This is a genomic window from Microbispora sp. CA-102843 (assembly GCF_050936215.1).
Classification (GTDB): Bacteria; Actinomycetota; Actinomycetes; order Streptosporangiales; family Streptosporangiaceae; genus Microbispora.
In genome coordinates this window covers 7454389-7481171 of the sequence record NZ_JBNJNF010000001.1, presented here as the reverse complement: position 1 = coordinate 7481171, position 26783 = coordinate 7454389, and the positions used below count along the sequence as shown (strand labels likewise).

At 72.7% G+C, this 26783-nt stretch carries 22 protein-coding genes; 14 read left to right on the top strand and 8 right to left on the bottom strand.

What is annotated here, in order from left to right; translation table 11 throughout:
- Positions 1 to 22: 22 nt before the first annotated feature.
- The 5 genes from ACQEVJ_RS34585 to ACQEVJ_RS34565 all read right to left on the bottom strand — a co-directional run bounded on the left by ACQEVJ_RS34585 (position 23) and on the right by ACQEVJ_RS34565 (position 6394).
- Positions 23 to 2173: a peptidase domain-containing ABC transporter gene (locus ACQEVJ_RS34585; protein ID WP_433108469.1), complete on the bottom strand. Its 2151-nt coding sequence runs from the start codon at positions 2171 to 2173 to the stop codon at positions 23 to 25.
- Between the two features lie 63 nt (positions 2174 to 2236).
- The gene (locus ACQEVJ_RS34580) at positions 2237 to 2926 is read right to left on the bottom strand and encodes a gamma-glutamyl-gamma-aminobutyrate hydrolase family protein (RefSeq protein WP_433108467.1); all 690 of its coding nucleotides are present in this window, start codon (positions 2924 to 2926) and stop codon (positions 2237 to 2239) included.
- A 9-nt stretch (positions 2927 to 2935) separates the two neighbouring features.
- Positions 2936 to 3700 carry a 3-oxoacyl-ACP reductase gene (locus ACQEVJ_RS34575; RefSeq protein WP_433108465.1) on the bottom strand — a complete coding sequence of 255 codons (765 nt, stop codon included), beginning with the start codon at positions 3698 to 3700 and terminating at the stop codon, positions 2936 to 2938.
- Positions 3701 to 3704: 4 nt separating this feature from the next.
- Positions 3705 to 5090 (bottom strand): aldehyde dehydrogenase family protein, encoded by a 1386-nt coding sequence (locus tag ACQEVJ_RS34570; RefSeq protein ID WP_433113150.1) that lies wholly within the window; start codon positions 5088 to 5090, stop codon positions 3705 to 3707.
- Positions 5057 to 6394: a glutamine synthetase family protein gene (locus ACQEVJ_RS34565; RefSeq protein ID WP_433108463.1), complete on the bottom strand. Its 1338-nt coding sequence runs from the start codon at positions 6392 to 6394 to the stop codon at positions 5057 to 5059. Before ACQEVJ_RS34565 ends, ACQEVJ_RS34570 begins: the two co-directional genes overlap by 34 nt.
- 151 nt (positions 6395 to 6545) lie before the next feature.
- Here ACQEVJ_RS34565 and ACQEVJ_RS34560 point away from each other — a divergent pair, with 151 nt between their 5' ends.
- From ACQEVJ_RS34560 to ACQEVJ_RS34535, 6 genes are all read left to right on the top strand, one after another.
- Positions 6546 to 7334: a FadR/GntR family transcriptional regulator gene (locus tag ACQEVJ_RS34560; RefSeq protein WP_433113147.1), complete on the top strand. Its 789-nt coding sequence runs from the start codon at positions 6546 to 6548 to the stop codon at positions 7332 to 7334.
- 44 nt (positions 7335 to 7378) lie between these two features.
- Positions 7379 to 8239 carry a hypothetical protein gene (locus ACQEVJ_RS34555; protein WP_433108461.1) on the top strand — a complete coding sequence of 287 codons (861 nt, stop codon included), beginning with the start codon at positions 7379 to 7381 and terminating at the stop codon, positions 8237 to 8239.
- A 70-nt stretch (positions 8240 to 8309) separates the two neighbouring features.
- Positions 8310 to 11834: a serine/threonine-protein kinase gene (locus ACQEVJ_RS34550; RefSeq protein ID WP_433108459.1), complete on the top strand. Its 3525-nt coding sequence runs from the start codon at positions 8310 to 8312 to the stop codon at positions 11832 to 11834.
- A gap of 78 nt (positions 11835 to 11912) precedes the next feature.
- Positions 11913 to 12107, top strand: coding sequence for a hypothetical protein (locus ACQEVJ_RS34545; RefSeq protein WP_433108457.1), 195 nt, complete (start codon positions 11913 to 11915; stop codon positions 12105 to 12107).
- 240 nt (positions 12108 to 12347) lie between these two features.
- Positions 12348 to 14135, top strand: coding sequence for an ABC transporter ATP-binding protein (locus ACQEVJ_RS34540; protein WP_433108455.1), 1788 nt, complete (start codon positions 12348 to 12350; stop codon positions 14133 to 14135).
- Positions 14136 to 14428: 293 nt separating this feature from the next.
- The gene (locus ACQEVJ_RS34535; RefSeq protein WP_433108453.1) at positions 14429 to 15247 is read left to right on the top strand and encodes an alpha/beta fold hydrolase; all 819 of its coding nucleotides are present in this window, start codon (positions 14429 to 14431) and stop codon (positions 15245 to 15247) included.
- Here ACQEVJ_RS34535 and ACQEVJ_RS34530 read toward each other — a convergent pair.
- The 3 genes from ACQEVJ_RS34530 to ACQEVJ_RS34520 are packed head-to-tail and all read right to left on the bottom strand — an operon-like array spanning position 15244 to position 17549.
- Complete coding sequence (locus ACQEVJ_RS34530; RefSeq protein ID WP_433108451.1) at positions 15244 to 15993, bottom strand: ABC transporter permease; 750 nt, start codon at positions 15991 to 15993, stop codon at positions 15244 to 15246. The genes ACQEVJ_RS34535 and ACQEVJ_RS34530 overlap by 4 nt on opposite strands.
- 28 nt (positions 15994 to 16021) lie before the next feature.
- Entirely contained in the window at positions 16022 to 16984 is a 963-nt protein-coding gene (locus ACQEVJ_RS34525; protein ID WP_433113144.1) for an ATP-binding cassette domain-containing protein, read from the bottom strand.
- Between the two features lie 19 nt (positions 16985 to 17003).
- Complete coding sequence (locus ACQEVJ_RS34520) at positions 17004 to 17549, bottom strand: PadR family transcriptional regulator (RefSeq protein WP_433108449.1); 546 nt, start codon at positions 17547 to 17549, stop codon at positions 17004 to 17006.
- A gap of 38 nt (positions 17550 to 17587) precedes the next feature.
- On the opposite strand from ACQEVJ_RS34520, the gene ACQEVJ_RS34515 reads away from it, so the two are divergent.
- The 8 genes from ACQEVJ_RS34515 to ACQEVJ_RS34480 all read left to right on the top strand — a co-directional run bounded on the left by ACQEVJ_RS34515 (position 17588) and on the right by ACQEVJ_RS34480 (position 26718).
- A complete protein-coding gene (locus tag ACQEVJ_RS34515) occupies positions 17588 to 17935 on the top strand; it encodes a hypothetical protein (protein ID WP_433108447.1) in 348 nt (115 codons plus the stop codon).
- A 40-nt stretch (positions 17936 to 17975) separates the two neighbouring features.
- Positions 17976 to 18662 carry an SDR family oxidoreductase gene (locus tag ACQEVJ_RS34510; protein WP_433108445.1) on the top strand — a complete coding sequence of 229 codons (687 nt, stop codon included), beginning with the start codon at positions 17976 to 17978 and terminating at the stop codon, positions 18660 to 18662.
- Between the two features lie 73 nt (positions 18663 to 18735).
- Positions 18736 to 20079 carry a formimidoylglutamate deiminase gene (locus ACQEVJ_RS34505; protein ID WP_433108443.1) on the top strand — a complete coding sequence of 448 codons (1344 nt, stop codon included), beginning with the start codon at positions 18736 to 18738 and terminating at the stop codon, positions 20077 to 20079.
- 53 nt (positions 20080 to 20132) lie between these two features.
- The gene (gene hutI, locus ACQEVJ_RS34500) at positions 20133 to 21281 is read left to right on the top strand and encodes an imidazolonepropionase (protein WP_433108441.1); all 1149 of its coding nucleotides are present in this window, start codon (positions 20133 to 20135) and stop codon (positions 21279 to 21281) included.
- A gap of 225 nt (positions 21282 to 21506) precedes the next feature.
- A complete protein-coding gene (locus tag ACQEVJ_RS34495) occupies positions 21507 to 22439 on the top strand; it encodes a sigma-70 family RNA polymerase sigma factor (RefSeq protein WP_433108439.1) in 933 nt (310 codons plus the stop codon).
- Positions 22440 to 22710: 271 nt separating this feature from the next.
- Positions 22711 to 24027 carry an ammonium transporter gene (locus ACQEVJ_RS34490; protein ID WP_433108437.1) on the top strand — a complete coding sequence of 439 codons (1317 nt, stop codon included), beginning with the start codon at positions 22711 to 22713 and terminating at the stop codon, positions 24025 to 24027.
- Complete coding sequence (locus ACQEVJ_RS34485; protein ID WP_030510869.1) at positions 24024 to 24362, top strand: P-II family nitrogen regulator; 339 nt, start codon at positions 24024 to 24026, stop codon at positions 24360 to 24362. The genes ACQEVJ_RS34490 and ACQEVJ_RS34485 overlap by 4 nt, the downstream gene beginning before the upstream one ends.
- A 4-nt stretch (positions 24363 to 24366) precedes the next feature.
- Positions 24367 to 26718, top strand: a complete 2352-nt coding sequence (locus ACQEVJ_RS34480) for a [protein-PII] uridylyltransferase (protein WP_433108435.1) — start codon at positions 24367 to 24369, stop codon at positions 26716 to 26718.
- Positions 26719 to 26783 lie beyond the last annotated feature (65 nt).

Here is a 26783-nt window from a genome sequence, read left to right as displayed (position 1 = left end):
CTTTACCCGCAGTTCATGAAGGTCAGGTGCCGAGCCGCTGCGCGGCGACGAGGCGTGCGTAGTGCCCGTCCCGGCTGAGCAGCTCGTCCCGGCCGCCCGCCTCCACGATCCGGCCCCGGTCCAGCACGAGGATGAGGTCGGCGTCCCGCACGGTGCTCAGCCGGTGGGCGATGACGACGCGGGTGCCCACGAAGCCGCGCAGGCTCTCCTCGATCGCGGCCTCGGTCGCGGTGTCGAGGTGGCTCGTGGCCTCGTCCAGCAGCAGCATCCTCGGCTCCGACAGCAGGGCGCGGGCGAGCGCGAGCCGCTGGCGCTGCCCGCCCGACAGCCCGCCGCCGTCGGTGAGCAGCGTGTGGTAGCCCATCGGCATGGCCGCGATCTCCTCGTGCACGCGGGCCGCCCGGGCCGCCCGCTCCACCTGCTCCCGGGTGGCCGTGGGGACGTTGAGCGCGATGTTGTCGAAGATCGTCCCGTTGAAGAGGACGGGCTCCTGCGGCACCACGCCGAACTGCCGGCGCAGGGCGCCGGGATCGAAGGCGGCGGCGGGCACGCCGTCGTAGCGGATCTCGCCTTCTGCGGGCGCGAGCAGCCCGAGGATCAGCCGGGCCAGGGTGGTCTTGCCGGATCCGGAGGCGCCGACCAGCGCGACCTTCTGCCCGGGATGGATGGCGACGGTGACGTCCCGCAGGATCCACGGGCTGTCGGGGCCGTAGCGGAAGCAGACGCCGTCCAGCTCGATCCGCCCCGTGAGCGTACGGGTGACCGGGGCGGCGGGAACGGGCTCCGGCTCGGCGTGCCACACGTCGGCCAGGCGCTCCACGTGCGGCCGGACCGACTGCACGGCCTGCAGACCGGTGACCAGCGAGCTCAGCGGGGCCAGCGCGGCGCCGGCCAGGGCCTGCAACGCGAGCATCCCGCCGAGCGTCAGCTCTCCGTCCGCCACCTGGCGGGCGCCCACCCATACGAGGGCGAGCGGGGCGGCGAACTGCAGGGTCCCGAGCAGGGCGTCCTGGAGGGAATGCGCCCGGCCGCTTCCTCCCGACCGCTCGGCGACGGCGGCGATGGCCGTCGCCCATCTGCCCGCGATCCGCGGCTCGGAGCCGGAGGCCTTGACCGTCTCGATGCCGCGCAGGCCCTCGATCAGCCTGCTCTGCAGGTCGTTGCGGGCCTCCGTCTCGCGGTGGGTCAGGTCGCCGACGCGGCGGCGGGTGAGGAGCAGCAGGCCCACCTGGGCCAGGGCGAACGCGACCAGGCAGCCGCCGACCAGCGGGCTGCGCGCGCTGATCGCGATCACGTATCCCAGGGCCAGCGGAGCCTCCAGGAAGGCGAGCGTCACCTGGTTGGTGAGGACCTCCCGGATCAGGGAGGTCGCCAGCACGCGATTGACCAGGTCGGCGGAGCCGCGCAGCGCGAAGAACCGGTAGGGCGCCGCGAGGAGCCGTTCGCCCGTGACGCGGACCAGTTCGCCGTCCGCGCTCACCCTGAGCGCGACCATGGCGTATCCGCGCAGCGCCCGGACCAGTCCGTACGCGGCGACCAAGCCCAGCACCCCGAGGCCCGCGACGGCCAGCAGGTCGTGGTCTCCGTCCGGCAGCACCCGGTCCACGACCAGCTCGGTCAGCGCGGGGAGGGCGAAGCCGAACGCCTGCATGACGACGCTGAGCGCCACCAGCAGCGCGAGCAGCCGCCGGCGGCCGGCGAAGGCGACGGCGGCCGGCCACCGCCACCAGCGGCCCCGGCGCAGGCGCCCGGTCCTCCGGAATTCGGCGCCCGGGGTGAAGACGAGCAGCACGCCGCTGTAGTCCCGGGCGAGGTCGGCGTCGGTGACGCGACGGCGGCCGGTCGCGGGATCGACGACCGTGACCGCGCCGGGCCTGCGATCCTCAACGACGACGTAGTGGTCGCCCTTCCAATGCGCGATCGCCGGGAGTGGCGCGTGCGCCAGCCCCTCGGGAGGCAGGGAGAAGGCCCGCGCCTCCAGCCCCCGCCGCCTGGCCGCCCTGACCAGGGTGAGCGCGGAGGTGCCGTCACGGCCGACGCCCATCTCCTCGCCGAGTTCGCGCACCTCCACGTGGTGTCCGTACGCGCCCAGGACCATGGCGAGGCAGGCGGGGCCGCACTCGGTGGGGGTGCGCTGGTGGACGACGGGTACTCTGCCGCGATTGAGCCTCATGGTCCACGAAGTGTCGGCCAGGAGGCTTGTCCATCGCTTGTGACCGGCTTCAATCCTGGGCTGTCAGCGGCGGGCGGCGGCGACGAGAGCGCGGAACAGCGGGCCGTCCTCGTCGGCTTCCGGGTGCCACTGGACGGCCAGGGCGAACGCCGCGCTCGTGACCTCGACGGCCTCGATCGTGCCGTCGTCCGAGCGGGCGGTGACCTCCAGCCCGTCCGCCAGGCGGTCGATCGCCTGGTGGTGGTAGTGGGCGGGCGTCAGGTCCTCGCCGTCGTAGATCTTGGCCAGCCCGGGCGAGAGCCGTACGGGGAGGCGGCCGAACGTCCCGGGGGCGGGGGAGTGGGCGGTGTGGCCGACCACGTCGGGCAGGTGCTGGTGGAGGGTGCCGCCCAGCGCCACGTTGAGCACCTGCAGGCCCCGGCAGATGCCGAGGAACGGCAGGCCGGTGCGCAGGGCGGCCTCCATCAGCCCGAACTCCGCCTCGTCGCGGAACTCCCGGACGTATCCGGTCTGCTCGGCGGGCGGCGCGCCGTAGCGGGCGGGGTCGATGTCGCCCCCGCCCGCGATGATCAGCCCGTCCAGCCGCCCGGCCAGCGCGGCGGGCTCCCCGGCGGGCGGCAGGATGACCGGCTGGCCTCCCGCCCGCGCGATGTGGTCGACGTACATGTACGGCAGCAGCGCCGCCGGCATGTCCCAGACGGTGAACTTCGCCGGCTCCACATAACAGGTGACGCCGATGACGGGACGGGCCATCTGCAACTCCTACAGCGGGGTGACGTACGCGCCGGAGATGCCGCCGTCGACCAGGAACTCCGAGGCGGTGATGAACGACGCGTCGTCGGAGGCGAGGAACGCGACCGCCGCGGCGATCTCCTCGGCCCGCGCGAAACGGCCGATCGGCACGTGGACGAGACGGCGCTGGGCGCGCTCGGGGTCCTTGGCGAACAGTTCCCGCAGCAGCGGGGTGTCCACCGGTCCGGGGCACAGCGCGTTGACCCGGATGCCCTCGCGGGCGAACTGGACGCCCAGCTCGCGGCTCATCGCGAGCACGCCGCCCTTGGAGGCGGTGTAGGAGATCTGCGAGGTGGCCGAGCCCATGACCGCGACGAACGACGCGGTGTTGATGATCGAGCCCTTGCCCTGCCGCTGCATGTACGGGATCGCGTGCTTGCAGCACAGGTAGACGCTGGTGAGGTTGACCTCCTGCACCCGGCGCCAGGCGTCGATGCCGGTCTCCAGGATGGAGTCGTCGTCCGGCGGCGAGATGCCCGCGTTGTTGAACGCGATGTCGACGCTGCCGAACTCCTCGAACGCGGTCCGGTACATCCGGGCCACGTCGTCCTCGTTCGCCACGTCCGCCTTGACGAACAGGCCGCCGACCTCACCGGCCGCCTTCGCGCCGGCCTCCTCGTCGAGGTCGGCGACCACGACCTTGGCGCCCTCCTGGGCGAACCGGTGGGCCGTGGCCAGCCCGATGCCGCTGCCCGCCCCGGTGATGACGGCGACGCGGTCCTGCAAACGCTGCATTGATCTACTCCGTGGAGATGAAGACGTTCTTGGTCTCGGTGAAGGCCGACAGGGCGTCAGGGCCGAGCTCCCGGCCGAGGCCCGACTGCTTGAAGCCGCCGAACGGGGTCCAGTAGCGGACGCTGGAGTGCGAGTTGACCGACAGGTTGCCCGCCTCGACGGCCCGTGCCACGCGCAGCGCCCGGCCCACGTCGCGGGTCCAGATCGACCCCGACAGGCCGTACGCCGTGTCGTTGGCGATCCGCACGGCGTCGGCCTCGTCCTCGAACGGCACGACGGACACCACGGGCCCGAAGATCTCGTCGGTGAACGCCCTGCGGAAGGACTCCGAGGACGATCCGGCCAGCACGGTGGGCGGGAACCAGTAGCCGGGCCCGCCCGGGCACGACCCGGCGGCGTACACGTCGGCCTGGGTGACGAACGACGCGACGCGCTCCCGGTGCTCGGCGCTGATCAGCGGGCCCATCTGGCTCGCCGGGTCGTTCGGGTCGCCGACCTTGACCTCGCGGACGGCCTGCGACAGCCGTGCGAGGAAGTCGTCGTAGACGGAACGCTCCACCAGGATGCGCGAGCGGGCGCAGCAGTCCTGGCCGGAGTTGTCGAAGACCGCCATCGGGGCGGACTCCGCCGCCCGGGTGAGGTCGGAGTCGGCGAAGACGATGTTGGCGCTCTTGCCGCCCAGCTCCAGCGTCACCCGCTTGACCTGCCCGGCGGCCTTGGCGCCGATCAGCCTGCCGACCTCGGTCGAGCCGGTGAACACGATCTTCCGTACGTCGGGGTGCTCGACCAGCCGGGCGCCGGCGACCTCACCCTCTCCCGGGACGACCTGGAGCACGCCCTCGGGCAGCCCGGCCTCCAGGGCGAGCTCGGCCAGGCGCAGCGCGGTCAGCGGCGTCCACTCGGCCGGCTTGACGATCACCGTGTTACCGGCGGCGAGGGCCGGGGCGACTCCCCAGGTCATGATGACCATCGGGAAGTTCCACGGCACGATGATCCCGACCACGCCCAGCGGCTCGGCGAACGTGACATCCACCCCGCCGGGCACCGGGATCTGCTTGCCGTGGTTGCGCTCGGGCGCGCCCGCGTAGAAGTTCAGCACGTCGCGGACGTTGCCCGCCTCCCAGCGGGCGTTGCCCACCGTGTGGCCGGCGCCTGTGATCTCCAGCCGCGCCAGCTCCTCCGCGTGGTCCTCCACCACCTGCGCGAAGCGGCGCAGCAGCCGGGCACGCTCGCCCGGGGCGATCGCGCGCCAGGCGGGGAAGGCCCGGGCGGCCCGCTCGACCGCGCGGTCAACCTCGGCCGCGTCCGCCATCTCGACCTCGGCGATCACTTCCTCGGTCGCCGGATTGACTATCTTCACAGCCGTTCGAACCCCCGATAGAGCTCCCAGTCGGTGACCGCCGCGTCGAAGGCGGCCAGCTCGACTTTCGCGTTGTTGGCGTAGTGCTCGACCACGTCCTTGCCGAACGCCTCCTCCGCGATCGGCGAGCCTTCCCACAGCGCCAGGGCGTCGCGGAGCGTGGCGGGCACCCGCTCCGCCCCGGAGTCGTAGGCGTTCCCGCCGAACGGCTCCTCCAGCTCCAGCCCGGCGTCGATGCCGCGCAGCCCCGCCGCGATCATGGCCGCGACCGCGAGGTAGGGGTTGACGTCGCCGCCCGGCACCCGGTTCTCCACCCGCAGGGAGGGGCCGTGGCCGACCAGCCGCAGCGAGCAGGTGCGGTTGTCCACGCCCCACTTGACGGCGGTGGGGGCGAAGCTGCCGGGCACGAACCGCTTGTAGGAGTTGACGTTGGGCGCGTAGGGCAGGGTCAGCTCCCGCATGGCCGCGAGCTGCCCGGCCACGAAGCGGCGCCCGGTCTCCGACAGCCCGTACGGCTCGCCGCCCGCCATCACGGGTGTGCCGTCGGCGTCGCGCAGCGAGATGTGGATGTGGCAGGAGTTGCCCTCGCGCTGGTTCGGCTTGGCCATGAACGTGATCGACTTGCCCTCCTGGGCGGCGATCTCCTTGGCGCCGTTCTTGTAGAACACATGGTTGTCGCACGTGGTCAGCGCGTCGGCGTACCGGAAGGCGATCTCGTGCTGGCCGAGGTTGCACTCGCCCTTGGCGGACTCGACGTACAGCCCGGCGCCCTCCATGCCGAGCCTGATCTTCCGCAGCAGCGGCTCGATGCGGGAGGTGCCGAGCAGCGAGTAGTCGACGTTGTAGAGGTTGGCCGGGGTCAGGTCGCGGTAGCCCCGCTGCCAGGCCTGCTCGTAGCTGTCGTCATAGACGACGAACTCCAGCTCGGTGCCGACGTACGCGGTCCAGCCGCGCTCGGCGAGCCGGGCGAGCTGGCGGCGCAGGATCTGCCGGGGGGAGGCCACGACGTCCGAGCCGTCCTCCCACGCCAGGTCGGCCAGCAGCAGCACGGTGCCCTCGTGCCAGGGCACCCGGCGCAGCGTCGACAGGTCCGGCCGCATGACGAAGTCGCCGTAGCCGCGCTCCCAGGACGACATGGCGTAGCCGTCCACGGTGTTCATGTCGACGTCCACGGCGAGCAGGTAGTTGCAGCCCTCGGCGGCGTGGTCCAGCACCTCCTCCAGGAAGTACCGCGCCGACAGCCGCTTCCCCTGCAGCCGCCCCTGCATGTCGGTGACCGCGAGCAGGACCGTGTCCACGCGGCCCGCTTCGACGTCATCGCGGAGTCGCTCCACGCTGAGCACGGTGCCTCCCGTCCAAAAGTCTGGAATCAGACCATTGAGGGCATGCAAGCACCATGTTCCCCTCGTCGTCAACAATGTCCGGGGGGTTTAACCTCGATCCAGGAACGGGGGGCCCGCGGCGACGGGTGGAGGGACGATGCGCATGGAGATCACCCCGGCGGAGGCGTCCGTCTCCGGCCCCCGGACTCCCGCCGAGCCCGCCGGGGCCGTGGGGATCACCGGCGCGGTGTCGCTGCTGCGGCCGGTGCGGGCGGGCAACGCGTTCGAGGAGACCGTGGAGCGTCTGCTCCAGGCCATCAAGCTCGGCGTCGTCCCGCACGGCGGCAAACTGCCGCCGGAGCGCGAGCTGGCCACCCGGCTCGGCATCAGCCGGGTCACGCTGCGCGAGGCGATCCGAGCCCTGCAGGAGGCCGGCTATCTCGACGTACGGCGCGGCCGGTACGGCGGGGCCTTCGTCGTCTACCGGCCGCCGAGCCCGCGCAAGGGCGACCTGCGCAGGGCCGTCACCCGCATGGGTGAAGACGATCTCGAGGACGCGCTGACGTTCCGGATGGCCGTCGAATGCGGGGCGGCCCGGGTCCTCGCGACCACCGAGCTGACCCCGCGGCGGCGGGACACGCTGGCCGCCCGGCTGGCCGGTGTGAACGACGCGGCGCCGGCCGACTATCGCCGGATGGACATCGCGTTCCACCTGGCGATCGCGGAGCTGACCGGCTCGCCGCTGCTGGCCGCCGCCTGCGCCGACGCCCGGCTGCGGGTCACCGACCTGCTCAACGCGATCCCCGTGCTGCGGCCCAACATCGAGCACGCGGCGGTCCAGCACGCCGCCATCGCCGCCGCGATCCTGGACGGCGACCCCGAGGCGGCGGAACGGGCGGTGGCCGAGCATCTGGAGGGCACGGCGGCCCTGCTGCGCGGCTTTCTCGCCTGACCACTCCCGTCGCGTCGTAGCATCGGGAACCGGGGGATGGCTTGATGGCCGACTGGTTCCGGGAACGCATCGTCGAGGCGCACCGCCTGCCGCTGTTCTGCTTCTTCGTCGCGCTGATCACGGCGTTCGTCTTCACGCGGGTGAACGTACGGCTGATCAGGGCGCGGGTGCGGTGGCTCGGCAACGTCAGCGTGGGCGAGATGCACATCCACCACGTGGTGTTCGGCGTGGTGCTCACGCTGCTCGGCGGGGTGGCCGGGCTGGTCCTTTCCGGCGTGTCCACCGGGTGGTATTCCTTCTCCGCCGCCGTGTTCGGCGTGGGCGCCGCCCTCGTGCTCGACGAGTTCGCGCTGATCCTGCACCTGCGCGACGTCTACTGGCAGGAGAAGGGCCGCACCTCCGTGGACGCGGTCTTCGTGGCGATCGCGGCGACCGGCCTGCTGCTGCTCGGGCTGCGCCCGCTCGCCTGGAACGGCGCGGAGGGCGGAGGCCGCTGGACGGCCCCCGCGTTCCTCTTCGTCAACCTCGTCTTCGCCATGATCACCCTGCTCAAAGGAAAGATCTGGAGCGGCCTGCTGGGACTGTTCGTGCCGCCGCTGCTGTACGTGGGGGCGGTGCGGGTGGCCCGTCCCGGCTCGCCGTGGGCCCGCTGGTGCTACTCGGAGCGGGCGAGGCGGCCCCGGCCGCGCCTGATGGCCAAGGCGATCCACCGGGAGGAGCGCTGGCGCCGTCCGGTCATCCGGGCGAAGATCGCGGTGCAGGAGTTCGTCTCCGGCCGCCACGACCTGCCCGCGCCCGCGCTGCCCGCCCGGCACCACCGGCGGCGGGTCGCGTCCCCGCGGCCCCGGCCGGGGACGGACCACACCGGGCGCCACTGGCGGTCGGGCCGGCCCCCGGCCCGCTGAGGATCATCGGCATAATCCCGGCAGAACCTGGGCGTCCCCGCCCGCGTCCAATCCCGGCGGGAGGTGAGCGATGGCGGGGACGCTGCTGCCCGAGGATCCGGAGCGGCTGGGGGACTACTGGCTGTCGGGGCGGATCGGCTCCGGAGGCCAGGGCGTCGTTTACGAGGCCTACGACGGCCACGGCCGCCGGGTGGCGGTCAAGGTGCTGCACGGCGACGCCGCGGGGGATCCTGAGCTCAGGGAGCGGTTCGGCCGGGAGGCCGCGGCCGCCCGGCGGGTGGCGTCGTTCTGCACCGCGCCGGTCATCGCCGCCGAGCTGGACGGGCCCAGGCCGTACATCGTCAGCGAGTACGTCGAGGGGCGGAGCCTGCGCCGGGCCGTGCAGGAGGGGCACGTCTTCGCCGGGGACGGCCTGCACCGGCTGGCGACCGCGATCGCCACGGCGCTGACGGCGATCCACGAGGCGGGGGTCGTCCACCGCGACCTCAAACCCGACAACGTACTGCTCGGCCCGGACGGCCCCCGCGTGATCGACTTCGGCGTCGCGCGCACGCTGGAGATGTCGCTGACCAGCACCGGCCTGGTGGCCGGAACGCCGACCTACATGGCGCCGGAGGTGTTCACCGGGCAGCGCGCGGGCCCCGCCGCCGACGTTTTCGCCTGGGGTGGGATCGTGCTGTTCGCCGCCACGGGCGAGGACCCGTTCCGGGCGGAGAGCCTGGGCGGGGTGATGTATCGCGTGCTGTCGGCCGATCCCGACCTGTCCGTGCTGCCCGAGCCGCTCCGCCCGCTGGTCGGCGCGGCCCTCGTCAAGGAACCGGCCACCCGCCCGTCCGCCCGCGACCTGCTGATGGCCTTGATCAGCGGGGGTTCCCGGGTGGACACGGCGCGGCTGCTGGCGGAGGGCAGCCGGGCGGCGCGGACGGTGCACGCGGAGGGCGAGGCCGATCCCGCCCTGGGCGCGCTCGCCGAGGACGCGTACGACGCGCTCGGCCTCGCGGAGCGGGACCTGGTGCCGCAGATCTTCCTCCGGCTGGTCGCGGTGGGCCCGGAGGGCGAGCTCGCCACCCGCAGAGCCGGCGAGGACGAGCTGCCGCCCGGATCGGGCGAGGTGCTCCGGGTGTTCACCTACGTCCTGTCGCGCCGGGACGGCGAGGTGGGCCTCGCCCGCCCGGGGCTGCTGCGCGCCTGGCCGAGGCTGCGGGCCTGGCTCACCGACGAGTGGGACGGCCTGCCGGTCCACGCGGAGATCCGCCTGCGGGCCCGGCAGTGGGCCGCGGCCGGCCGCCGTCCCGCCGACCTCATGCAGGGCGGCCGCCTGGACGCGGCCGTGGGCTGGGCGGCCACCGGCCGCCGGCGTCTCGCCCTGAACGCCCTGGAACGCGAGTTCCTCGACGCGTCGGCCGCGCTGACCCGACGGCGTGCCCGTGGCCGCCGCCTGCTCACGGCCGCCCTGGCCCTGCTGCTCGCGCTGTCCCTCGCGGGCGGCGGCCTGGCCGCCTACCAGGGCAGCCGGATCGCCGAGCAACGTGACCGGATCACCGCGCAGCGCGACCAGGCCAACGGCCGGGAGGCGGCGCTGCGTTCCGGGACCCTGCGGACCACCGACCCCGTCGCGGCCATGCTGCTGAGCGTCGCGGCCTGGCGCCTCGACGGCGGCTCCGAGGCCAGGTCGAGCCTGATGTCCTCGCTCTACCAGCCGGAGATCGCGGTTTACCGCCCGCCGGGCGGCGGGCTGCAGGCGTTGAGCCGGGACGGGCGCACCGCCGTCACGGTGTCGGACGACGGCATCAGCCTTCACGACGTGCGGGGCCGGCGCCTGCTCCGGCGGATCCCGGTGCCGGGCCTGCGCTCCGACCCCCTGCTCGACGTGTCGCTCAGCCCGAGCGGCAGGTACGTCGCGATGCTCACCACGACCAAGGCGAGGGTGTGGGACCTGGCCGCCGGCCGGGCCCGGGCCGAGCTCGCCGTTCCCGGCGCGCGATCGGCGGGGGGGATCAGGTTCACGGACGACGAGTCGAAGGTCGCCGTGCTTGAGGACACGAACGGCTTCGTCTGGGACCTCGCGAACGGGCGGACGTACGGCCGGGCGGCGGAGGGCGGCTGGCCCGACGACCTGCCGGTCGTGCCGCGCTCGGGACGGATGGCCGCGCTGCTCGATCCGCTGACCGGCAGGCTGGACGTGCGGCGGATGCCCGGTCAGGACCGCGACCCGCGGTTCCGGGGAGCCTGCCCCGGGAAGCTGGGGACCGTCGCCTTCAGCCGGGACGGCGCGTTGTTGGCCTGCGGGGGCCGGCAGATCACCCTCGTCTCGGCCGTGACGGGCCGGCGCATCACCGAGGCGGGGGACGACGACTGGCCCTGGACCGAGAGCGGGGCCAACGAGCCCGCCAACGCCATGAACGCCGGCCTGCGGTTCAGCGCCGACGGGCGCTACCTTGCGGGGTTCGCCGACCGGTCCATCAGGGTCTGGCGGGTGCGCGACCACCGGCAGGTGTTCGCCTACCGGGCCGAGGACGACGTGGCGGACGTCCGCCTCGACCCCGACGGGCACACCATGCGCTACCTCCTGGAGGAGGCCGTCGTCAGCCTGGACATCCGGCCGCGGGCCGAGCCGGTCCGCCCGCCGGGCCGGATCTTCCGCACCTGGCTGAGTGCCGAGGGCCGCTGGCTGGCGACGGAGCCGGAGGAGTCCGGCCCCCTGGGGCTGTGGGACGTGTCCCGGCGGCGACCGGCCGGGTCACTGCAGGGAACGGCCGACTGGGGAGACGCGGTCTTCGACCGTACGGGCCGGACCATGGTGGTCGGCAACGACACCCTCGACCGGCTGCGTGCCTGGGACGTCGCCGGCCGCAGACCGCTGTGGGACTACCGGGTGCCGCGCGGCCTGATGGTGGACGGCGACGCGTTCAGCCCGGACGGCAGGCGCTTCGCGGCCACGCTCACGCAGGCGGACAACGGCCCCGTCATGCGGGGGAGCCGCCTGCTCGAGTGGGACGCGCGCACCGGTCACCTGGTCGTGAACGTTCCGCTCGACCGGCAGACCGGCACCATCGCCTTCGGTGCCGACGGGCGGACGATCGTCTGCGCCGACGGACGGATCCTGGACGCGGCCACGGGCCGGCAGCGGGGCAAGGCGTTCATCCCCTCCGAGTCCTTCGCGGTCAGTCCCGCCGGCGATTTGATCGCCGTGGGTGGCATCACGGGCCGGATCTTCCTCTGGGACACCAGGGGCCCGTCCCCCGTGCCGCCCACGCTGCACGGGACGATGGAGCGGATCGACGCGCTGGCCTTCTCCCCCCGGGGCGACGTCCTCGCCACGGTGAGCGAGGCCGGGACGGTGCAGTTGTGGGACGTGCGCGCCGGGCGGCGGCTGGGCGGGGCCGTCCCGCTGCTCTCCGACCTCGGCCTGACCTTGGCCTTCAGTGCCGACGGCACACGTCTGCACGTCGCCGACCAGAGCGGGGACCTGTTCGAGATGCCCGTGGACGGGGAGCTCGTGGCGCGTCAGGTGTGCGCGCGGGCCGGGCGGACCCTGACCAGGGAGGAATGGGCGCGCTACCTGCCAGGGACGCCCTACCGGGACGTGTGCTGATCGCCCAGTGAGCATTTCGGCCGGTTCTGTGGGTATTTAAGGCTATGTAAGGGCTGTTGGGGGGCGGGAGGGGCGGCAATGGAATCTCGCGAGCGGTTCGTGTTCCAACGGATGGCGGCACAGCTCAAACGGGAGGCTGCGCTGCTGACGGGGGACCGGCTGATGGCGGCGGAGGCACGCGGTGAGGAGGCCGAGGCCGACCTGTGCCTGACGTGGTACGAGATCATGCACACCATCCGGGAGATCCGCCTGTTCTACGGGGTGCCCGGTTGAGGGATGATCACGGTGGGTGCGCGGGCGATTCTGAGGTGGTGACCACGTCTTCCGCCTTCCCGACGCCCCCGTGAAGCCCCGCCGGCGGAGATCGTCGCGGCGCCGGCCGAGTTCCTGAACACCGGCCTGTCTCCCGTCGTGGACTGATTGAGGCACCTCGAAACCCCGCGCGCACCGGCGTTTCCGGTGAATTAGGGTCTCCGGAAGATCGCACGCCGGGTTCGCGCGAAGGGGGCTTCATTGGCGACGGACGGCGACGGCCTTGACGGCGGTCAACCCGTCCCAGGGCTGAAGGCATCTCTGGGGGAGCGCGCCTCCTGGCGCGTGCTGCTCGACCAGGTGCGTCCTCACCGGCGGGCGCTCCTGCTGGGCGGCCTGCTCAGCCTCGTCGGCAGCCTCGCCGGGCTCGCCATGCCGGTCATGGCCAAGCGGGTGATCGACGCGTTCGGCGCGGGCGACACGCTGGCAGGCCCGGTGCTCGGGCTGTCGGTCGCGGTCCTGGCCGGGGCGCTGATCTCGGCGGCCGGGCGGTTCCTGCTGGAGCGGATGGGCGAGACGATCGTGCTCGGCTCGCGCCGGAGCCTGGTGGACCGCATCCTGCGCCTCACGGTCTCCGACGTGGACCGGCTCAAGCCCGGCGACCTGCTCTCGCGGGTCAGCTCCGACACCACCCTGCTGCGGGCCGTGTGCACGGACGCGCTCGCGTCCCTGGTCGGGGCGGTCTTCATGTTCCTCGGCGCCGCCGTGATGATGGCGATCATGGACGGCCTGCTGCTCGGGGTGACGCTCGCCGTCGTAGGCGTGGTCGCCCTCATGGGCGTGGCCATCGCCCCCCGCATCCGGCGGGCCTCGCTCCAGGCGCAGGTGGCGCTCGGCGAGATGAGCTCGATGCTCGACCGCGCCCTCCAGGCGTTCCGTACGGTCAAGGCCAGCGGCGCGGAGGCGCGGGAGACCGCGGTGGTGGGCGCGGCGGCCGTCGAGGCGCGCGACCGGGGCGTGGCCGCCGCCGCGTGGACCTCGCTGGCCGGGATCGGCGCCTGGATGTCGGTCCAGCTCGCGTTCCTCGCGGTGCTGGGGGTGGGCGGCGCGCGCGTCGCGTCGGGGGAGATGGAGATCTCCGCCCTGATCGCCTTCCTGCTGTACCTGTTCTACCTGGTCTCCCCGATCGGCCAGATCATCCAGAGCCTCACCCAGATCCAGAACGGCCTGGCCGCGGTGACCCGCATCCAGGAGATCACCACGCTGCGCACCGAGCCCGCCGCCGCACCCGTCGTACGGTCGGACGGCGAGCCCGTCGGGGTGACCTTCTCCGGGGTCGTCTTCAGGTACGGCGACGACCGGCCGGTGGTCCACTACGACGTGACGTTCGAGGTGCCGACCGGCGGCATGACCGCGCTGGTCGGCCCCTCGGGGGCGGGCAAGTCGACGGTGTTCGGCCTCATCGAGCGGTTCTACGAGCCGCAGGAGGGGACGATCGTCGTCGGCGGACGCGACATCCGCGACTGGCCGCTCGGCGAGCTGCGGGCCATGCTCGGGTACGTCGAGCAGGACGCCCCCGTGCTCGCCGGGACATTGCGGGAGAACCTCGTCTTCGGCGCGCCCGGAGCGACCGACGAGGAGATCGCCCGCGCCCTCGCCCGTACGCGCCTGGACGACCTGGTCGAGCGGCTGCCCGAGGGACTGGAGACGCCCGTCGGCCATCGCGGCATCCTGCTGTCGGGCGGAGAGCGGCAGCGGGTGGCCATCGCCAGGGCGCTGCTGCGCAGGCCCAGGCTGCTGCTGCTCGACGAGGCGACCTCCCAGCTCGACGCGGTCAACGAGATGCGGCTGCGGGAGGTCGTGGCGGAGGTGGCTCGCGAGACGACGGTCCTGGTGATCGCCCACCGCCTGTCCACCGTGACCGGCGCCGACCGGATCGTGGTGATGGAGGCCGGCCGCGTGCGGGCCTGGGGTACGCACGACGAGCTGGTCGCGGCCGACGAGCTCTACCGCGAGCTCGCCGCCACGCAGTTCCTCGTCTCGTCCTGACCGGCGGGCCCACGATCTCCGCACACGCCGATGGCGAAGCCGTGAGCAGCCCTTACACCGGGCCACAGCTTCTTTCGACCGGGAACCGGGAACGTCGCAGGTGCGTAACCTCTCCTTCACCACCGCCCGGTTGCCGGAGCCATCGCGCGTGCGGGCGCGTCCGGTGACCCGGGTCGGAGGCGGGGCGCCCGGCCGGTGGGCCGGGCGCCCCGCCGCTTACCTCTCACGTAATCGATCTTCTTGACGCGTTCCGCCAGGCTCGGGGGTGTTCGACCGAGACCCGAGGAGTGCGGATGTTCTTCGAGACCGTTGAGGGCACGCGGCTGGCCTATGAGGACTACGGGCAGGGTGAGCCGATCCTTTTCCTGGCGAGCTGGGCGCTGCACAGCGACATGTGGGAGTACCAGCTTCCGTTCTTCGTCGAGCACGGCTACCGGTGCGTGACGCTGGACCGGCGCGGGCACGGCCGCTCCGACCGGCCCTCCACCGGCTACGACCTGGACACCCTGGCGGACGACGTCGCGGCCCTGATCGAGCACCTCGGCCTGCACCGCGTGACCCTGGTGGGGCACTCGGCGGGCGGCGCCGAGATCGCCCGCTACCTCGCCAGGCACGGTGAGGACAGGGTCGCCCGGGTCGCGTTCGTCTCCGCCGTGCTGCCGTTCCTCAAGCGGACCGCGGACAACCCGGAGGGCGCCCCAGAGGAGGCGCTGCGGGCCACGCTCGCCCAGTTCGCGACCGACCGGCCGAAGTGGTTCGCGCGGCAGGCGCAGGTGTGGTTCGCCACGCACCTCGGCAACGACGTCTCCCCGACGCTCGTCGACTGGACGCTCGCGCAGTGCCTGTCGACCTCGCCGTGGGCGACGTCGCGGCTGTTCGAGGCGCTCTACCACGCCGACCACCGGCCCGGGCTGCGCGAGATCACCGTCCCCGCGCTCGTCGTGCACGGCGCCGCCGACATGTCGGCGCGGGTCGAGGTCACCGGCCGCCGCACGGCCGCCCTCGTCCCCGGGGCGGTCTACAAGGAGTACCCCACCGCCGGGCACGGCCTGTTCGTGACCCACAAGGACGCCCTGAACGACGACCTGCTGGCCTTCCTCAAGAGCAGCTAGCCGGCGAGGTGGCGCATGGAGCGGACCGACCACGCCAGGGCGGGCACCGCGAGCACCGCCATCAGGGCGAACGCGAGCGCCACGTGGCCGCCTCCCAGGTCGCCGGCGAACAGCGCCCGCCCGGCCTCGACCGCGTGATAGAGCGGGTTGACCTGAGCCACGGTCCGCATCCAGTGAGGGGCGAGGGACATCGGCAGGAGGATGCCGGTGAACAGGATCAGCGGCAGCGCGAAGAACTGCAGGATCTGCGACATGCCGTTCTCGTCCCGCACGGCCAGGGCCAGGCCGTACGACAGGCCGGAGGCGAACAGGCCGGTCAGGGCCATGAGCAGGAGCATCAGGGCGACGCCCGGCAGGCTGGGCCGCATGCCCATCAGCAGCGCCACCATGATGATCAGCACCGCCTGCGCGACCAGCACGATCATGTCGCGCAGCGTCCGGCCCAGGACGATGGCCGGCCGGCTCGCCGGGCTCGCGGCGAGCCGTTCGAGCACCCCGGTCCGGACCTCGGCGATCATGCCGAAGCCGACGAACAACGAGCCGAACAGCGCGATCATCACCATCACGCCGGGGGTGAACATGGCGAGCGTCCGCTCGCCCGGCACGCCGGGCATGGTGCCGGCCAGCAGCGGGGCGAACAGCAGCAGATAGAGGACGGGCTGGAGGAGGCCGAACAGCGGCCAGACGGGGTTGCGGGCGGTGTTGCGCAACTCGTAGGCCAGGAACAGGCCGGTGTGCTTCAGCATGGTTCCGCCTTTCGGGGGGTGGGAGGGCTCAGGCGGCGTCGCGGAGCGAGCGGCCGGTCTTGTGCAGGAAGACGTCGTCGAGCGTGGCCCGGTCGAGCGCGACCGACTCCAGGGCCAGGTCGTGCTCGGTGAGCGTGGCCAGCAGGTGCGGCAGCGCCCGCTCGCCGTCGTCCAGGTAGACGCGCAGCAGGTCGCCGTCGGCCCTGACCTCTCTCGCGTACGGCAGGCCGTCCAGCACCTCCGCCGCCCCGCTTGTGTCGGACACCCGCAGGGACACCACGTCGCCGGCGATCTCGCGTTTGAGTTCCGCGGGTGTCCCGGCCGCGACGACGAGCCCGTGGTCGACGATGACCAGGCGGTCGCACAGCGCGTCGGCCTCGTCCAGGTAGTGGGTGCTGAGCAGGACGCTCGTCCCGCCGTCGCGCAGCGCCCTGATCTGGTCCCACAGGTTGGCCCGGTTCTGCGGGTCGAGCCCGGTCGTGGGCTCGTCGAGGAACAGCAGCGGCGGCCGGTGGACCAGGCCGAGCGCGATCGCGACACGGCGCTTCTGGCCCCCCGACAGGGTGCGGGCCGGCCGATCGGCCAGGCCCGCCAGGTCGAACGCCGCGAGCACCTCGCCGGTGCGGGCGGCGGCCTCGGCCGCCGTCAGTCCGTTGACCCGCGCGGCGAGCAGGAGGTTGGCCCTGGCCGTGTTGTTCTCGTCCACGCCGCCGGCCTGTCCGACGTAGCCGATGCGGCGCCGCACCTGCTCGGGGGAGGTCAGCAGGTCGTGCCCGGCCACCGTCGCGGTGCCGCCGGTGGGCGCCACCAGCGTCGCCAGCATGCGGATCGTCGTGGTCTTCCCTGCGCCGTTCGGGCCGAGCACACCGAAGATCTCGCCCTCGGCGACGTCGAGGTCGACGCCCCGCACGGCCTCCACCGGCTCGGCCGCCCGGCCGCCGCGGCGGCCCCGGGGGCGGTAGGTCTTGCGTAATCCTCGCGCTTCAATGATCATTTCGGCTCCTCGCCGGTCAGGGGATGTCGTCACGCTCGATGCGTTCGACGGCCCGTTCCAGCCACTCCAGTTGGGCGCGGTATTCGGCCGCGCTCAACGCCAGGCACTCGTCCACGTGCCGCGGGGCGTCCGCCGCCCGCTTGGCGTTACGGGCCCGCTCGAAGCTCGCGAACCCCACGCGCAGCCGCTCGGTCCTCTCCCGTACGACCGCCAGCAGGTCGGCCTTCGGCAGCCGGTCCATGAACGTCAGCGCGACCTGGAACGGGTCGACGATCGGCATGATCTCCGACCAGTGCTCGCGCAGCCGCCGGTCGAACTCGGCCCGTCCCTCGGGCGTGATGGCGTAGACCGTGCGCCCGCGCCCGCCGTCGGAAGGTCCGCCGTCGCCGACCACCTCAAGCAGGCCTTCCTGGGCCATCTTCCCCAGCGCGTGGTAGATCGAGCCGAAGGCGATGTTGGCCCAGTGCTGGGTGCCCCACAGTTCGAGCGTCTTGCGCACCTCGTATCCGTGCAGCGGCCCGTCCAGCAGCACGCCGAGGATCATTACACGCGTCGATGTCATACTCAAATTTATATAAAAATTTGAGTATGGTGGCCACCGTGAACCTCGACACAGACAGGCATGAGATCCGCAGGGACGACGACGGCGCTCTGCTCGGGTACGTCCGCCGGGCCGGCGAGGAGTGGGAGGCGGTGACCGTCTTCGGCTATCCCATCGGCGCGGCCGGGCCGTACGAGCGGGCCGAGGAGGAGGTGCGCCGAGCCGGGCTCGACGTGCTCGCCGGGCAGTGGGAGTTCCTCGAGAACGGCGAGTGGTACCGCTGCGTGATCCTGGAGGCCGCCGCAGACGAGGTGCGGGTGCGCCCGGCCGACCACCGCTACCCGCATCACCTCTACGCCCTGACCCTGGAGCGTCCCACCCCTGAGACACTGCGCCCGCAGCGGTGAAGTGCGCGCAAGATCCTCCGGACGGCCTATCGTGAGGTCCATGCGACCCACGGCTCTGATCACCGGCGCCTCTCGGGGCGTGGGGGCGGCGATCGCCCGTGCCCTCGCCCCCGAGTACGAGCTCTTCCTCGGCGGGCGGGACGGCACGGCGCTCGACGCGATGTGCGCCGAACTGCCGGCGGCCCGCCCCTGGGCGGTGGAGCTCACCGAGCTCACCCCGGCAGACGTGGAGGGGATCGACCGGCTCGACCTGCTGGTCCACAGCGCGGGAATCGCCAGTGTCGGGCGGCTCGCCGACACCCCGGCCGGCGAGTGGCGGCGGATGATGGAGGTCAACGTCATCGCGGTCGCCGAGCTGACCCGGCTGCTGCTGCCCGCCCTCCGGGCGGCCCGCGGGCACGTCGTGCTGATCAACTCGGGATCCGGGCAGCGGGCCAACGCCAACTGGGGCGCCTACGCCGCGAGCAAGTTCGCGCTGCGCGCGTTCGGCGACGCGCTGCGCGAGGAGGAGCACGCCAACGGCGTCCGGGTCACCGCGATCTTCCCCGGGCGGGTGGGCACGGATATGCAAAGAGGCATCCGCGCTCAGGAGGGAGGGCCCTACGAGCCGGGAAGATACCTGGAGCCGGAATCGGTGGCGCGGGCCGTGCTGGCCGCGCTGACGGCCACGCCCGACGCCCACGTCACCGAGATCACCGTACGGCCGGCTGGGGGGCCCACCCGCTGACGGCCGCGCGAGGCGCGGGGGACGGACGTTCACTAGAGTGGCAACACCGCCACCCCGCCCACCTGGAGGACCGGTGCACGTGACTTACTGGTGCGAGATGGCGTGGCTGCCGCCCGGCGAGGTCGTCGAGAGCGTGGTCGTCGGCGTCGAGGGCCGCCGCATCGTGGAGATCAGGCCCGAGGTGCCGCCTCCCCCGGGGGCGGTACGGCTGGCCGGGTTCACCGTGCCCGGCCTGGCCAACTGCCATTCGCACGCCTTCCACCGCGCCCTGCGCGGCCACACCCAGACCGGCCGCGGCAGCTTCTGGACCTGGCGCGAGCGGATGTACACGGTCGCCGAGGCGCTCGACCCCGACCGCTACCTCGCCCTGGCCACCGCGACGTACGCCGAGATGGCGCTCGCCGGGATCACCACCGTGGCCGAGTTCCACTACCTGCACCACGGCCCCGGGGGCAGGCCGTACGCGGACCCGAACGCGATGGGCCACGCGCTGGTCGAGGCGGCCAGGCGGGCCGGGCTGCGCATCACCCTGCTGGACACCTGCTATCTCACCGGCGGCATCGGCGACGCGCTCGCCGGCCCCCAGTTGCGCTTCGGAGACGGGGACGCCGAGCGCTGGGCTGCCAGGGCCGACGACCTCGCCCGGGCGCACGAGGGCGAGGAGGACGTGGAGATCGGCGCGGCCATCCACTCCGTGCGCGCGGTGCCCCCCGAGCAGATGCACGTCGTCGTCGACTTCGCCCACCGGCACACCGGGCCGCTGCACGTGCACGTGTCGGAGCAGCCGGCCGAGAACGAGGCGTGCGTCGAGGTCTACTCGGCCACACCCGTCCAGGTGCTGCACGACCACGGCGCGCTGGGGCCGCGCTCGACCGCGGTCCACGCCACCCACCTGTCCGACGTGGACGTGGCGCTGCTCGGCGGCTCCACCACCCACGTGTGCATGTGCCCCACCACCGAACGCGACCTCGCCGACGGCGTCGGCCCCGCCCGCAGGCTCCTGGAGGCCGGGTCGCCCGTCACGCTCGGCACCGACAGCCAGGCGGTCATCGACCTGTTCGAGGAGGCCAGGGCGGTGGAGTTGGACGAGCGGCTGGTCACCGGCGAGCGCGGGCACTGGCCCGCCGCCCAGCTCCTGCACGCCGCGACCGCCGCCGGGCAGGCGTCGCTGGGCTTCCCCGACGCCGGGTGCCTGGTGCCCGGCGCCTGGGCCGACCTCGTCTCCGTCCGGCTCGACTCGGTCCGTACGGCCGGCGCGACCAAGGCGTCGGCGGTGGAGTCCGTGGTGTTCGCCGCCACCTCGGCGGACGTGCACTCGGTGGTCGCCGGCGGGCGGCGGATCGTGGAGGACGGGCGGCACGTGCTCGGGGACGTGGGCGCGCTGCTGCGCGACGCGCTCGCCCCGCTGCACCGGTGAGGTTTGCTCCCTTCGCGGGGTGGCGAGGATCAGGAGACGTGGGGCCGAGCGGCATGACATCAGTCGTTTTCACGGGGATCGGGTTGCTGTACACGGCGGACCCCGAGCGGGAGGAGATCGAGGACGCGGCGCTGGTCGCGGAGAACGGCGTGGTCCGGTGGATCGGGCGCACCGCCGACGCCCCGCCCGCCGACGAGCGGGTCGACGTCGAGGGACGCGCCGTCATCCCGGGGTTCGTGGACAGCCACGCGCACCTGGTGTTCGCCGGCGACCGCACCGAGGAGTTCGCCGCGCGGATGGCCGGACGGCCCTACACCGCGGGCGGCATCCGCTCGACCGTCGCCGCCACCCGCCGGGCCACCATCCCCGAGCTGGTGTCCACGACCGCGCTGCTGGTCTCGGAGATGACCCTGCAGGGCACGACGACGTTCGAGATCAAGAGCGGCTACGGCCTCACCGTGGAGGACGAGCGCCGCAGCCTGGAGATCGCCCGGCAGTTCACCGAGGAGACCACATTCCTCGGGGCGCACGTCGTGCCGCCGGAGACGACCGCCGACGACTACGTCAAGCTCGTGACCGGCCCGATGCTGGAGGCGTGCGCGCCGTACGCCAAGTGGGTGGACGTGTTCTGCGAGCGCGGCGCGTTCGGCGAGGAGCACAGCAGGGAGGTGCTCGCGGCGGGCCGCAAGGCCGGGTTGCAGCTCAGGGTCCACGCCAACCAGCTCGGACCGGGGCCGGGCGTGCGGCTGGCCTGCGAGATGGGGGCGGCCTCGGCCGACCACTGCACCCATCTCACCGACGCCGACGTGGACGCGCTCGCGGCCGGCGGAGTGGTCGCGACCCTGCTGCCTGGCGCGGAGTTCTCCACCAGGTCGCCCTACCCGGACGCGCGGCGGCTGCTCGACGCGGGCGTCGCCGTGGCCCTCGCGACCGACTGCAACCCGGGCTCCTCGTTCACCACCTCGATGCCGTTCTGCGTCGCCCTGGCCGTACGCGAGATGGGCATGACGCCGCTGGAGGCCGTGCGGGCGGCCACCCGCGGCGGCGCGCGGGCACTGCGGCGCACCGACGTGGGCACCCTGTCCGAGGGCTCCCGCGCGGACCTCGTCATCCTGGAGGCGCCGTCGTACGTCCACCTCGCCTACCGGCCGGGAGTGCCGCTGGTGGCGCAGGTGTGGCGGATGGGGCGCCGCCTCGTTTGAGCCCTCGTAACCTGGGTAATCGCCTTTTTTCCTGGCCTCGCATCCTCCTTGGGGAGGAAAACGAAACCATTCCTGGGTCGTATCTATTTGGGGAATCTTTGCCTCGGACCGGCCGTTGTGCGGGTCAGGGAGCAGGAAGCCGGGGGCCGTGCCGAGCGGGGCGGACACGTCCGGTTCGCCGGCTCACATATTGCATATCGCGGCGGCGGAACGAGGTGCCATCGGATGGCGACGGGGAATCGGACGCAGGAACAGCACGTCTCTGACCGGGATCTGCTGGGGACGTATCTGGCCGAGATCGGCCGTGTCCCGCTGCTGACCGCGGAGCAGGAGGTCGAGCTGGCCAAGCGCATCGAGGCGGGGTTGTTCGCCGAGCAGTTGCTCGACGCCGGGCGGCCCGAGCCGAAGATCGCGGATGCGGCCGACGAGGAGCTGGAGCGCATCGCGATCTCGGGGCGGCGGGCGAAGGACGAGTTCATCCAGGCCAACCTGCGTCTCGTGGTCGCGGTCGCGAGGAAGTACTCCGGACGGGGAATGCCGCTGATCGACCTGGTGCAGGAGGGCAACCTCGGGCTGGTCCGCGCGGTGGAGAAGTTCGACTACCGCCGGGGGTACAAGTTCTCGACCTACGCCACCTGGTGGATCCGGCAGTCGGTGGGCCGCTCGATCCACGAGCAGGCGCGGCCGGTGCGGCTGCCCACCCACGCGGGCGAGCAGATGACGCGGCTCATGCGGGTGCGCAGGGACATGCTGGCGGAGTTCGACGCCGAGCCGACCGACGCCGACCTCGCCGAGGTGCTCGACCTGCCGATCGAGCGGGTGCAGGAGCTGCGCCGCTGGGCCTCCGACCCGGTCTCCCTCCAGCTCGGTGTGGGCGACGAGGACGAGACCGAGCTCGGCGACATGATCGCCGACGAGACCTGGGCGGACCCCGAGCAGCAGGCCATGGCCACGCTGGAGAAGGAGCGCCTGGAGCAGTGGCTGACCGGCCTGGAGGGCCAGATCCGCGACATGCTGCGCTGGCGGTACGGCCTGGTGGACGGCCGCGAGCACACCCTCACCGAGGTGGGGGAGCGCTACGGCATCGGCCGTGACCGCGCCCGGCGCCTCGAGCGCGACGCGCTGGTGCGGCTGCGCAAGATGGCCAGCGCCGCGTAGCCCGCGGCGCCCGACGGTGGCCGGTGACCCCGGCCGTGACGACGCGCACCCCTTCGGGTGCGCGTTTTGTCGTTCCGAGCACATCCGAAACCGGCCCGAAACACGTCGGCGGCGAGTTTCACACATGTGAAACACGCATGGTCGTGGGCTGAAACCGTGGAAGAACACGCTGTGGCCAACGTCAGTGCGCCAGCCGGCCGAGGGTGCCCCGAGCGAAGCCACTGAGGGAGTGATAACCGGCCACACGCCAAATGTAAGGAGGGCCGCGTCGGTGAAGATCGATACCGGCACCACCGCCTGGATGATCACAGCCACCGCTCTGGTGCTGCTGATGACCCCCGGGCTCGCGTTCTTCTACGGGGGCATGACCAGGGCGAAGAGCGTCCTGAACATGATGATGATGTCGTTCGTCAGCATCATCACCGTCACCATCGCCTGGGTCCTGTACGGCCACTCGCTGGCCTTCGACGCCTTCGGCGACGGTGACAACTTCGTCAACAAGCTCATCGGCGGCGGGGACGCCCTGGGGCTGCAGAGCCTCATCGACACGGCCACCAAGGACGACGGCACCGGTATGCCGAGCCTGGTGTTCTCGGCCTTCCAGCTCACCTTCGCCATCATCACCGTGGCCCTCATCAGCGGTGCGATCGCCGACCGGGCGAAGTTCGGCGCGTGGGTCGTCTTCGCCATCGCCTGGGCGACGCTCGTCTACTTCCCCGTGGCCCACTGGGTCTGGGGCGGCGGCTGGCTGGCCAGCCTCGGCATCGAGGACTTCGCCGGAGGCACGGTCGTCCACGTGAACGCGGGCGCCGCCGGCCTCGCGCTCGCGCTGGTGCTCGGCAAGCGGACCGGGTGGCGCAAGGACCCGATGCGGCCGCACAACCTGACCCTGGTGCTGCTCGGCGTCGGCCTGCTGTGGTTCGGCTGGTTCGGCTTCAACGCAGGCTCCGAGCTCGCCGTCGACGGCACCGCCGGTCTCGCGTTCATGAACACCCAGGTCGCCACCGCGGCCGCCGCCGGCGCCTGGATCCTCGTGGAGAAGCTGCGCGACGGCCACTCCACCACCCTCGGCGTCGCCTCCGGCGCGGTCGCCGGCCTCGTCGCCATCACCCCCGCCTGTGGTTTCGTCGACCCGTGGGCGGCGATCGTGCTCGGCCTCATCGCCGGCGCGGTCTGCGCGTACGCGGTGGGCCTGAAGTACCGCCTCGGCTTCGACGACTCGCTCGACGTGGTCGGCGTGCACCTGGTCGGCGGCGCGATCGGCGCGGTCTCGCTCGGCATCATCGCCCGCTACCCCTTCGCGGACGGCCAGAACGAGGGCCTCATCTACGGCGGCCCGATCTCCCAGCTCGGCGTGCAGGTCCTCGGTCCTGTCGCGGTCGGCCTCTACTCCTTCATCATGGCGTACGTCATCGGAAAGATCATCGACAAGACGATGGGCTTCCGGATCAACCAGGAGGACGAGGTCACCGGCATCGACATCACCACCCACGCCGAGACCGGGTACGACCTCGGCACCGTTCACTCCTCGGGAGTGGCCTCCGTCAACGGGCCCGTGCCCGCGCCTGCGAAGAAGGTCGACGCATGAAACTCATCACCGCAGTCATCAAGCCGTTCAAGCTGGACGACGTGAAGGCCGCCCTGGAGCAGTTCGGCATCAAGGGCATGACGGTCTCGGAGGCCAGCGGCTACGGCCGGCAGCGCGGCCACACCGAGGTCTACCGCGGCGCCGAGTACCAGGTCGACCTGGTGCCCAAGGTCCGGGTCGAGGTCCTCGCCGAGGAGGACGACGCCGAGGACGTCATCGACGTCATCGTCAAGGCGGCCCAGACCGGCAAGATCGGCGACGGCAAGGTCTGGTCGGTCCCCGTGGACACGGTCGTCCGGGTCCGCACCGGGGAGCGCGGGCCGGAGGCGCTGTAACCGGATGATGAGAGGGGAGGCGCGCTCGTTCGCCGCGGTACGCAAGGACCGGGCCGCGGACATCGACAGATGGCTCACCGATCTGTTCCGCACGGCGGCCACGCGGCCGTACGCGCGGGAGGGGGGATCGGGAGGGAAGGGCGGTTTCCCCGACGAGCGCGGCCCCGCCGCCTCCCAAGGGACCGGCCCCATTGGAATCGGGCACAGCGGGGCCGGACCCAACGGGATCAGCGGGGTCGCCCTGGTCGCGGTCGGCAGCCTGGGGCGGGGCGAGCTCGCCCCGGGCAGCGACCTCGACCTGGTCCTGCTGCACGACGGCCGCGACGATGTGGCGAGGATCGCCGACCGCATCTGGTATCCCATCTGGGACTCCGGGATCGGCCTCGACCACTCGGTCCGTACGGTGGACGAGGCGGTGAAGGTCGCCAGGGAGGACCTCAAGGCCGTGCTGGGCCTGATCCAGGCGCGGCACGTGGTGGGGGACCCCGAGCTGACTAGAACTGTGCGGGAGACCGTGCTCGCCGAGTGGCGGTCGGACTCCCGGCGCAGGCTGGCCGAACTGCGCGCGTCGGCCGACAAGCGCGCCGAGTCCGGCGGCGAGCTGGCCTTCCTGCTCGAACCCGACATCAAGGACGCCAGGGGCGGGCTGCGTGACGTGCAGGCGATGCAGGCCGTGGCCGCCGCCTGGGTCGCCTCGGCCCCCGGCCCGCGGGTCCGCGAGGCGTACGAACTGCTGCTGGACATCAGGCACGGGTTGCACCTCGTCACCGCGCGCGGCACCGACCGCCTGGTGCTCCAGGAGCAGGACGCGGTCGCCGGCACGCTGGGCCTGCTGGACGCCGAGGCGCTGATGCGCCGCCTGGCCGAGGCGGGCCGGACCATCTCCCACGCGTTCGACGCCACCTGGCGGACGGTCGACCGGCTGCTCACGGGTCCCGCGCCCCGGGGACGCCGGCCGCTCGCCGACGGTGTCGTGGAGCACGGCGGCGAGGTCGTGCTGGCCCGCGGCGCCAAACCGCGCACCGACCCCACGCTCGTGCTGCGCGCGGCCGCGGCCGCCGCCGAGGCCGGGCTGCCGCTCGCGCCCGCGACGGTCTCCGCGCTCGCCGCCCAGTCGCCGCAGATGCCCGTGCCGTGGCCCCCGGAGGCACGCGGCGCGCTGGTCGCCCTGCTCGGTGCGGGGCGCGCGGCCGTACCGGTCTGGGAGGAGCTCGACCAGGCCGGCGTGCTCGTGAAGCTCATCCCCGACTGGGAGCGCGTACGGCACCGCCCTCAACGCAACCCGGTCCACCGCTACACGGTGGACCGGCACCTCATCGAGACCGCGGCAGGGGCCGCGGCCTTCACCCGCGAGGTGTCCCGCCCCGACCTGCTGCTGATCTCGGCGCTGCTGCACGACGTCGGCAAGGGCTGGCCTGGCGACCACTCCACCACGGGCGAGATCGTCGCGAGGGACATCGGCACCCGGATGGGCCTGCCCCCGGCGGACGTGGAGATCCTCTCGACCGTGGTGCGGCATCACCTGCTGCTGCCGGAGACCGCCACCCGGCGGGACCTGGACGACCCGGTCACCATCTCCCGGGTCGCGGAGGCCGTCGGGTCCAGGGAGGTGCTCGAACTGCTGTCCGCGCTGGCGGTGGCCGACGGCAACGCAACCGGCCCGGCCGCGTGGAACTCCTGGAAGGCGTCCCTGGTCTCCGATCTGGTCCGGCGGGTGCGGTCGGTGCTGTCCGGCACGCCGCCGGCGCCCGCGCCGGCCCTTTCCCCCGATCAGGCGGCGCTCGCCCGGCACGGCGGCGGCGCGGTGCGCGTGAACGGGAGCGCGGTCACCGTGGTCGCGCCCGACCGGCCGGGCCTGCTGTGGCGGGCGGCCGGGGTGCTCGCGGCGCACCGCATGGCGGTCCGCTCCGCCTCCGCCGCGTCCGCAGGATCGACGGCCGTCATCGAGTTCGTCGTCGTCCCCGAGTACGGCACGCCGCCCGACCCCGCGACGCTGGAGGCCGACCTGCGCCTCGTCCTGGCGGGACGGCTCGACATCGAGCAGCGCCTGGCCCGGCGGGCGAGGTCGATGCGCCCGTCCAGGGTGCCGGTCGCGCCGCCCCGGGTCACCCTGGTGGACGACGCGTCGCTCACCGCGAGCGTGGTGGAGGTGCGGGCGCACGACAGACCCGGCCTGCTGTGGCGGATCGGCCGTGCGTTCGGCGAATGCGGTCTTGACGTACGCGCCGCGCGTGTGGAGACTCTGGGCGCAGAAGCGGTGGATGTCTTCTATGTGGCGGATCGCACAGGCCGTCCCATACTCGATGAGCAGCAGCGAATCCAGGTGCGAGAGCACGTGCTCGCCGCCCTCAGATGAGGCGGGTACCGATCCTCACCTCTTGGTAACAATTGGGGTGCTGCGGCAGGGGTAGGGCCGCTCGC

Coding starts and splice junctions, on each gene's coding strand:
- ACQEVJ_RS34560 (WP_433113147.1), top strand. CDS start 6,546: ATGGAGATCACCCCGGCGGAGGCGTCCGTCTCCGGCCCCCGGACTCCC.
- ACQEVJ_RS34550 (WP_433108459.1), top strand. CDS start 8,310: ATGGCGGGGACGCTGCTGCCCGAGGATCCGGAGCGGCTGGGGGACTAC.
- ACQEVJ_RS34585 (WP_433108469.1), bottom strand. CDS start 2,173: ATGAGGCTCAATCGCGGCAGAGTACCCGTCGTCCACCAGCGCACCCCC.
- ACQEVJ_RS34555 (WP_433108461.1), top strand. CDS start 7,379: ATGGCCGACTGGTTCCGGGAACGCATCGTCGAGGCGCACCGCCTGCCG.
- ACQEVJ_RS34575 (WP_433108465.1), bottom strand. CDS start 3,700: ATGCAGCGTTTGCAGGACCGCGTCGCCGTCATCACCGGGGCGGGCAGC.
- ACQEVJ_RS34580 (WP_433108467.1), bottom strand. CDS start 2,926: ATGGCCCGTCCCGTCATCGGCGTCACCTGTTATGTGGAGCCGGCGAAG.
- ACQEVJ_RS34495 (WP_433108439.1), top strand. CDS start 21,507: ATGGCGACGGGGAATCGGACGCAGGAACAGCACGTCTCTGACCGGGAT.
- ACQEVJ_RS34535 (WP_433108453.1), top strand. CDS start 14,429: ATGTTCTTCGAGACCGTTGAGGGCACGCGGCTGGCCTATGAGGACTAC.
- ACQEVJ_RS34480 (WP_433108435.1), top strand. CDS start 24,367: ATGATGAGAGGGGAGGCGCGCTCGTTCGCCGCGGTACGCAAGGACCGG.
- ACQEVJ_RS34510 (WP_433108445.1), top strand. CDS start 17,976: ATGCGACCCACGGCTCTGATCACCGGCGCCTCTCGGGGCGTGGGGGCG.
- ACQEVJ_RS34485 (WP_030510869.1), top strand. CDS start 24,024: ATGAAACTCATCACCGCAGTCATCAAGCCGTTCAAGCTGGACGACGTG.
- ACQEVJ_RS34520 (WP_433108449.1), bottom strand. CDS start 17,549: ATGACATCGACGCGTGTAATGATCCTCGGCGTGCTGCTGGACGGGCCG.
- hutI (WP_433108441.1), top strand. CDS start 20,133: ATGACATCAGTCGTTTTCACGGGGATCGGGTTGCTGTACACGGCGGAC.
- ACQEVJ_RS34530 (WP_433108451.1), bottom strand. CDS start 15,993: ATGCTGAAGCACACCGGCCTGTTCCTGGCCTACGAGTTGCGCAACACC.
- ACQEVJ_RS34545 (WP_433108457.1), top strand. CDS start 11,913: ATGGAATCTCGCGAGCGGTTCGTGTTCCAACGGATGGCGGCACAGCTC.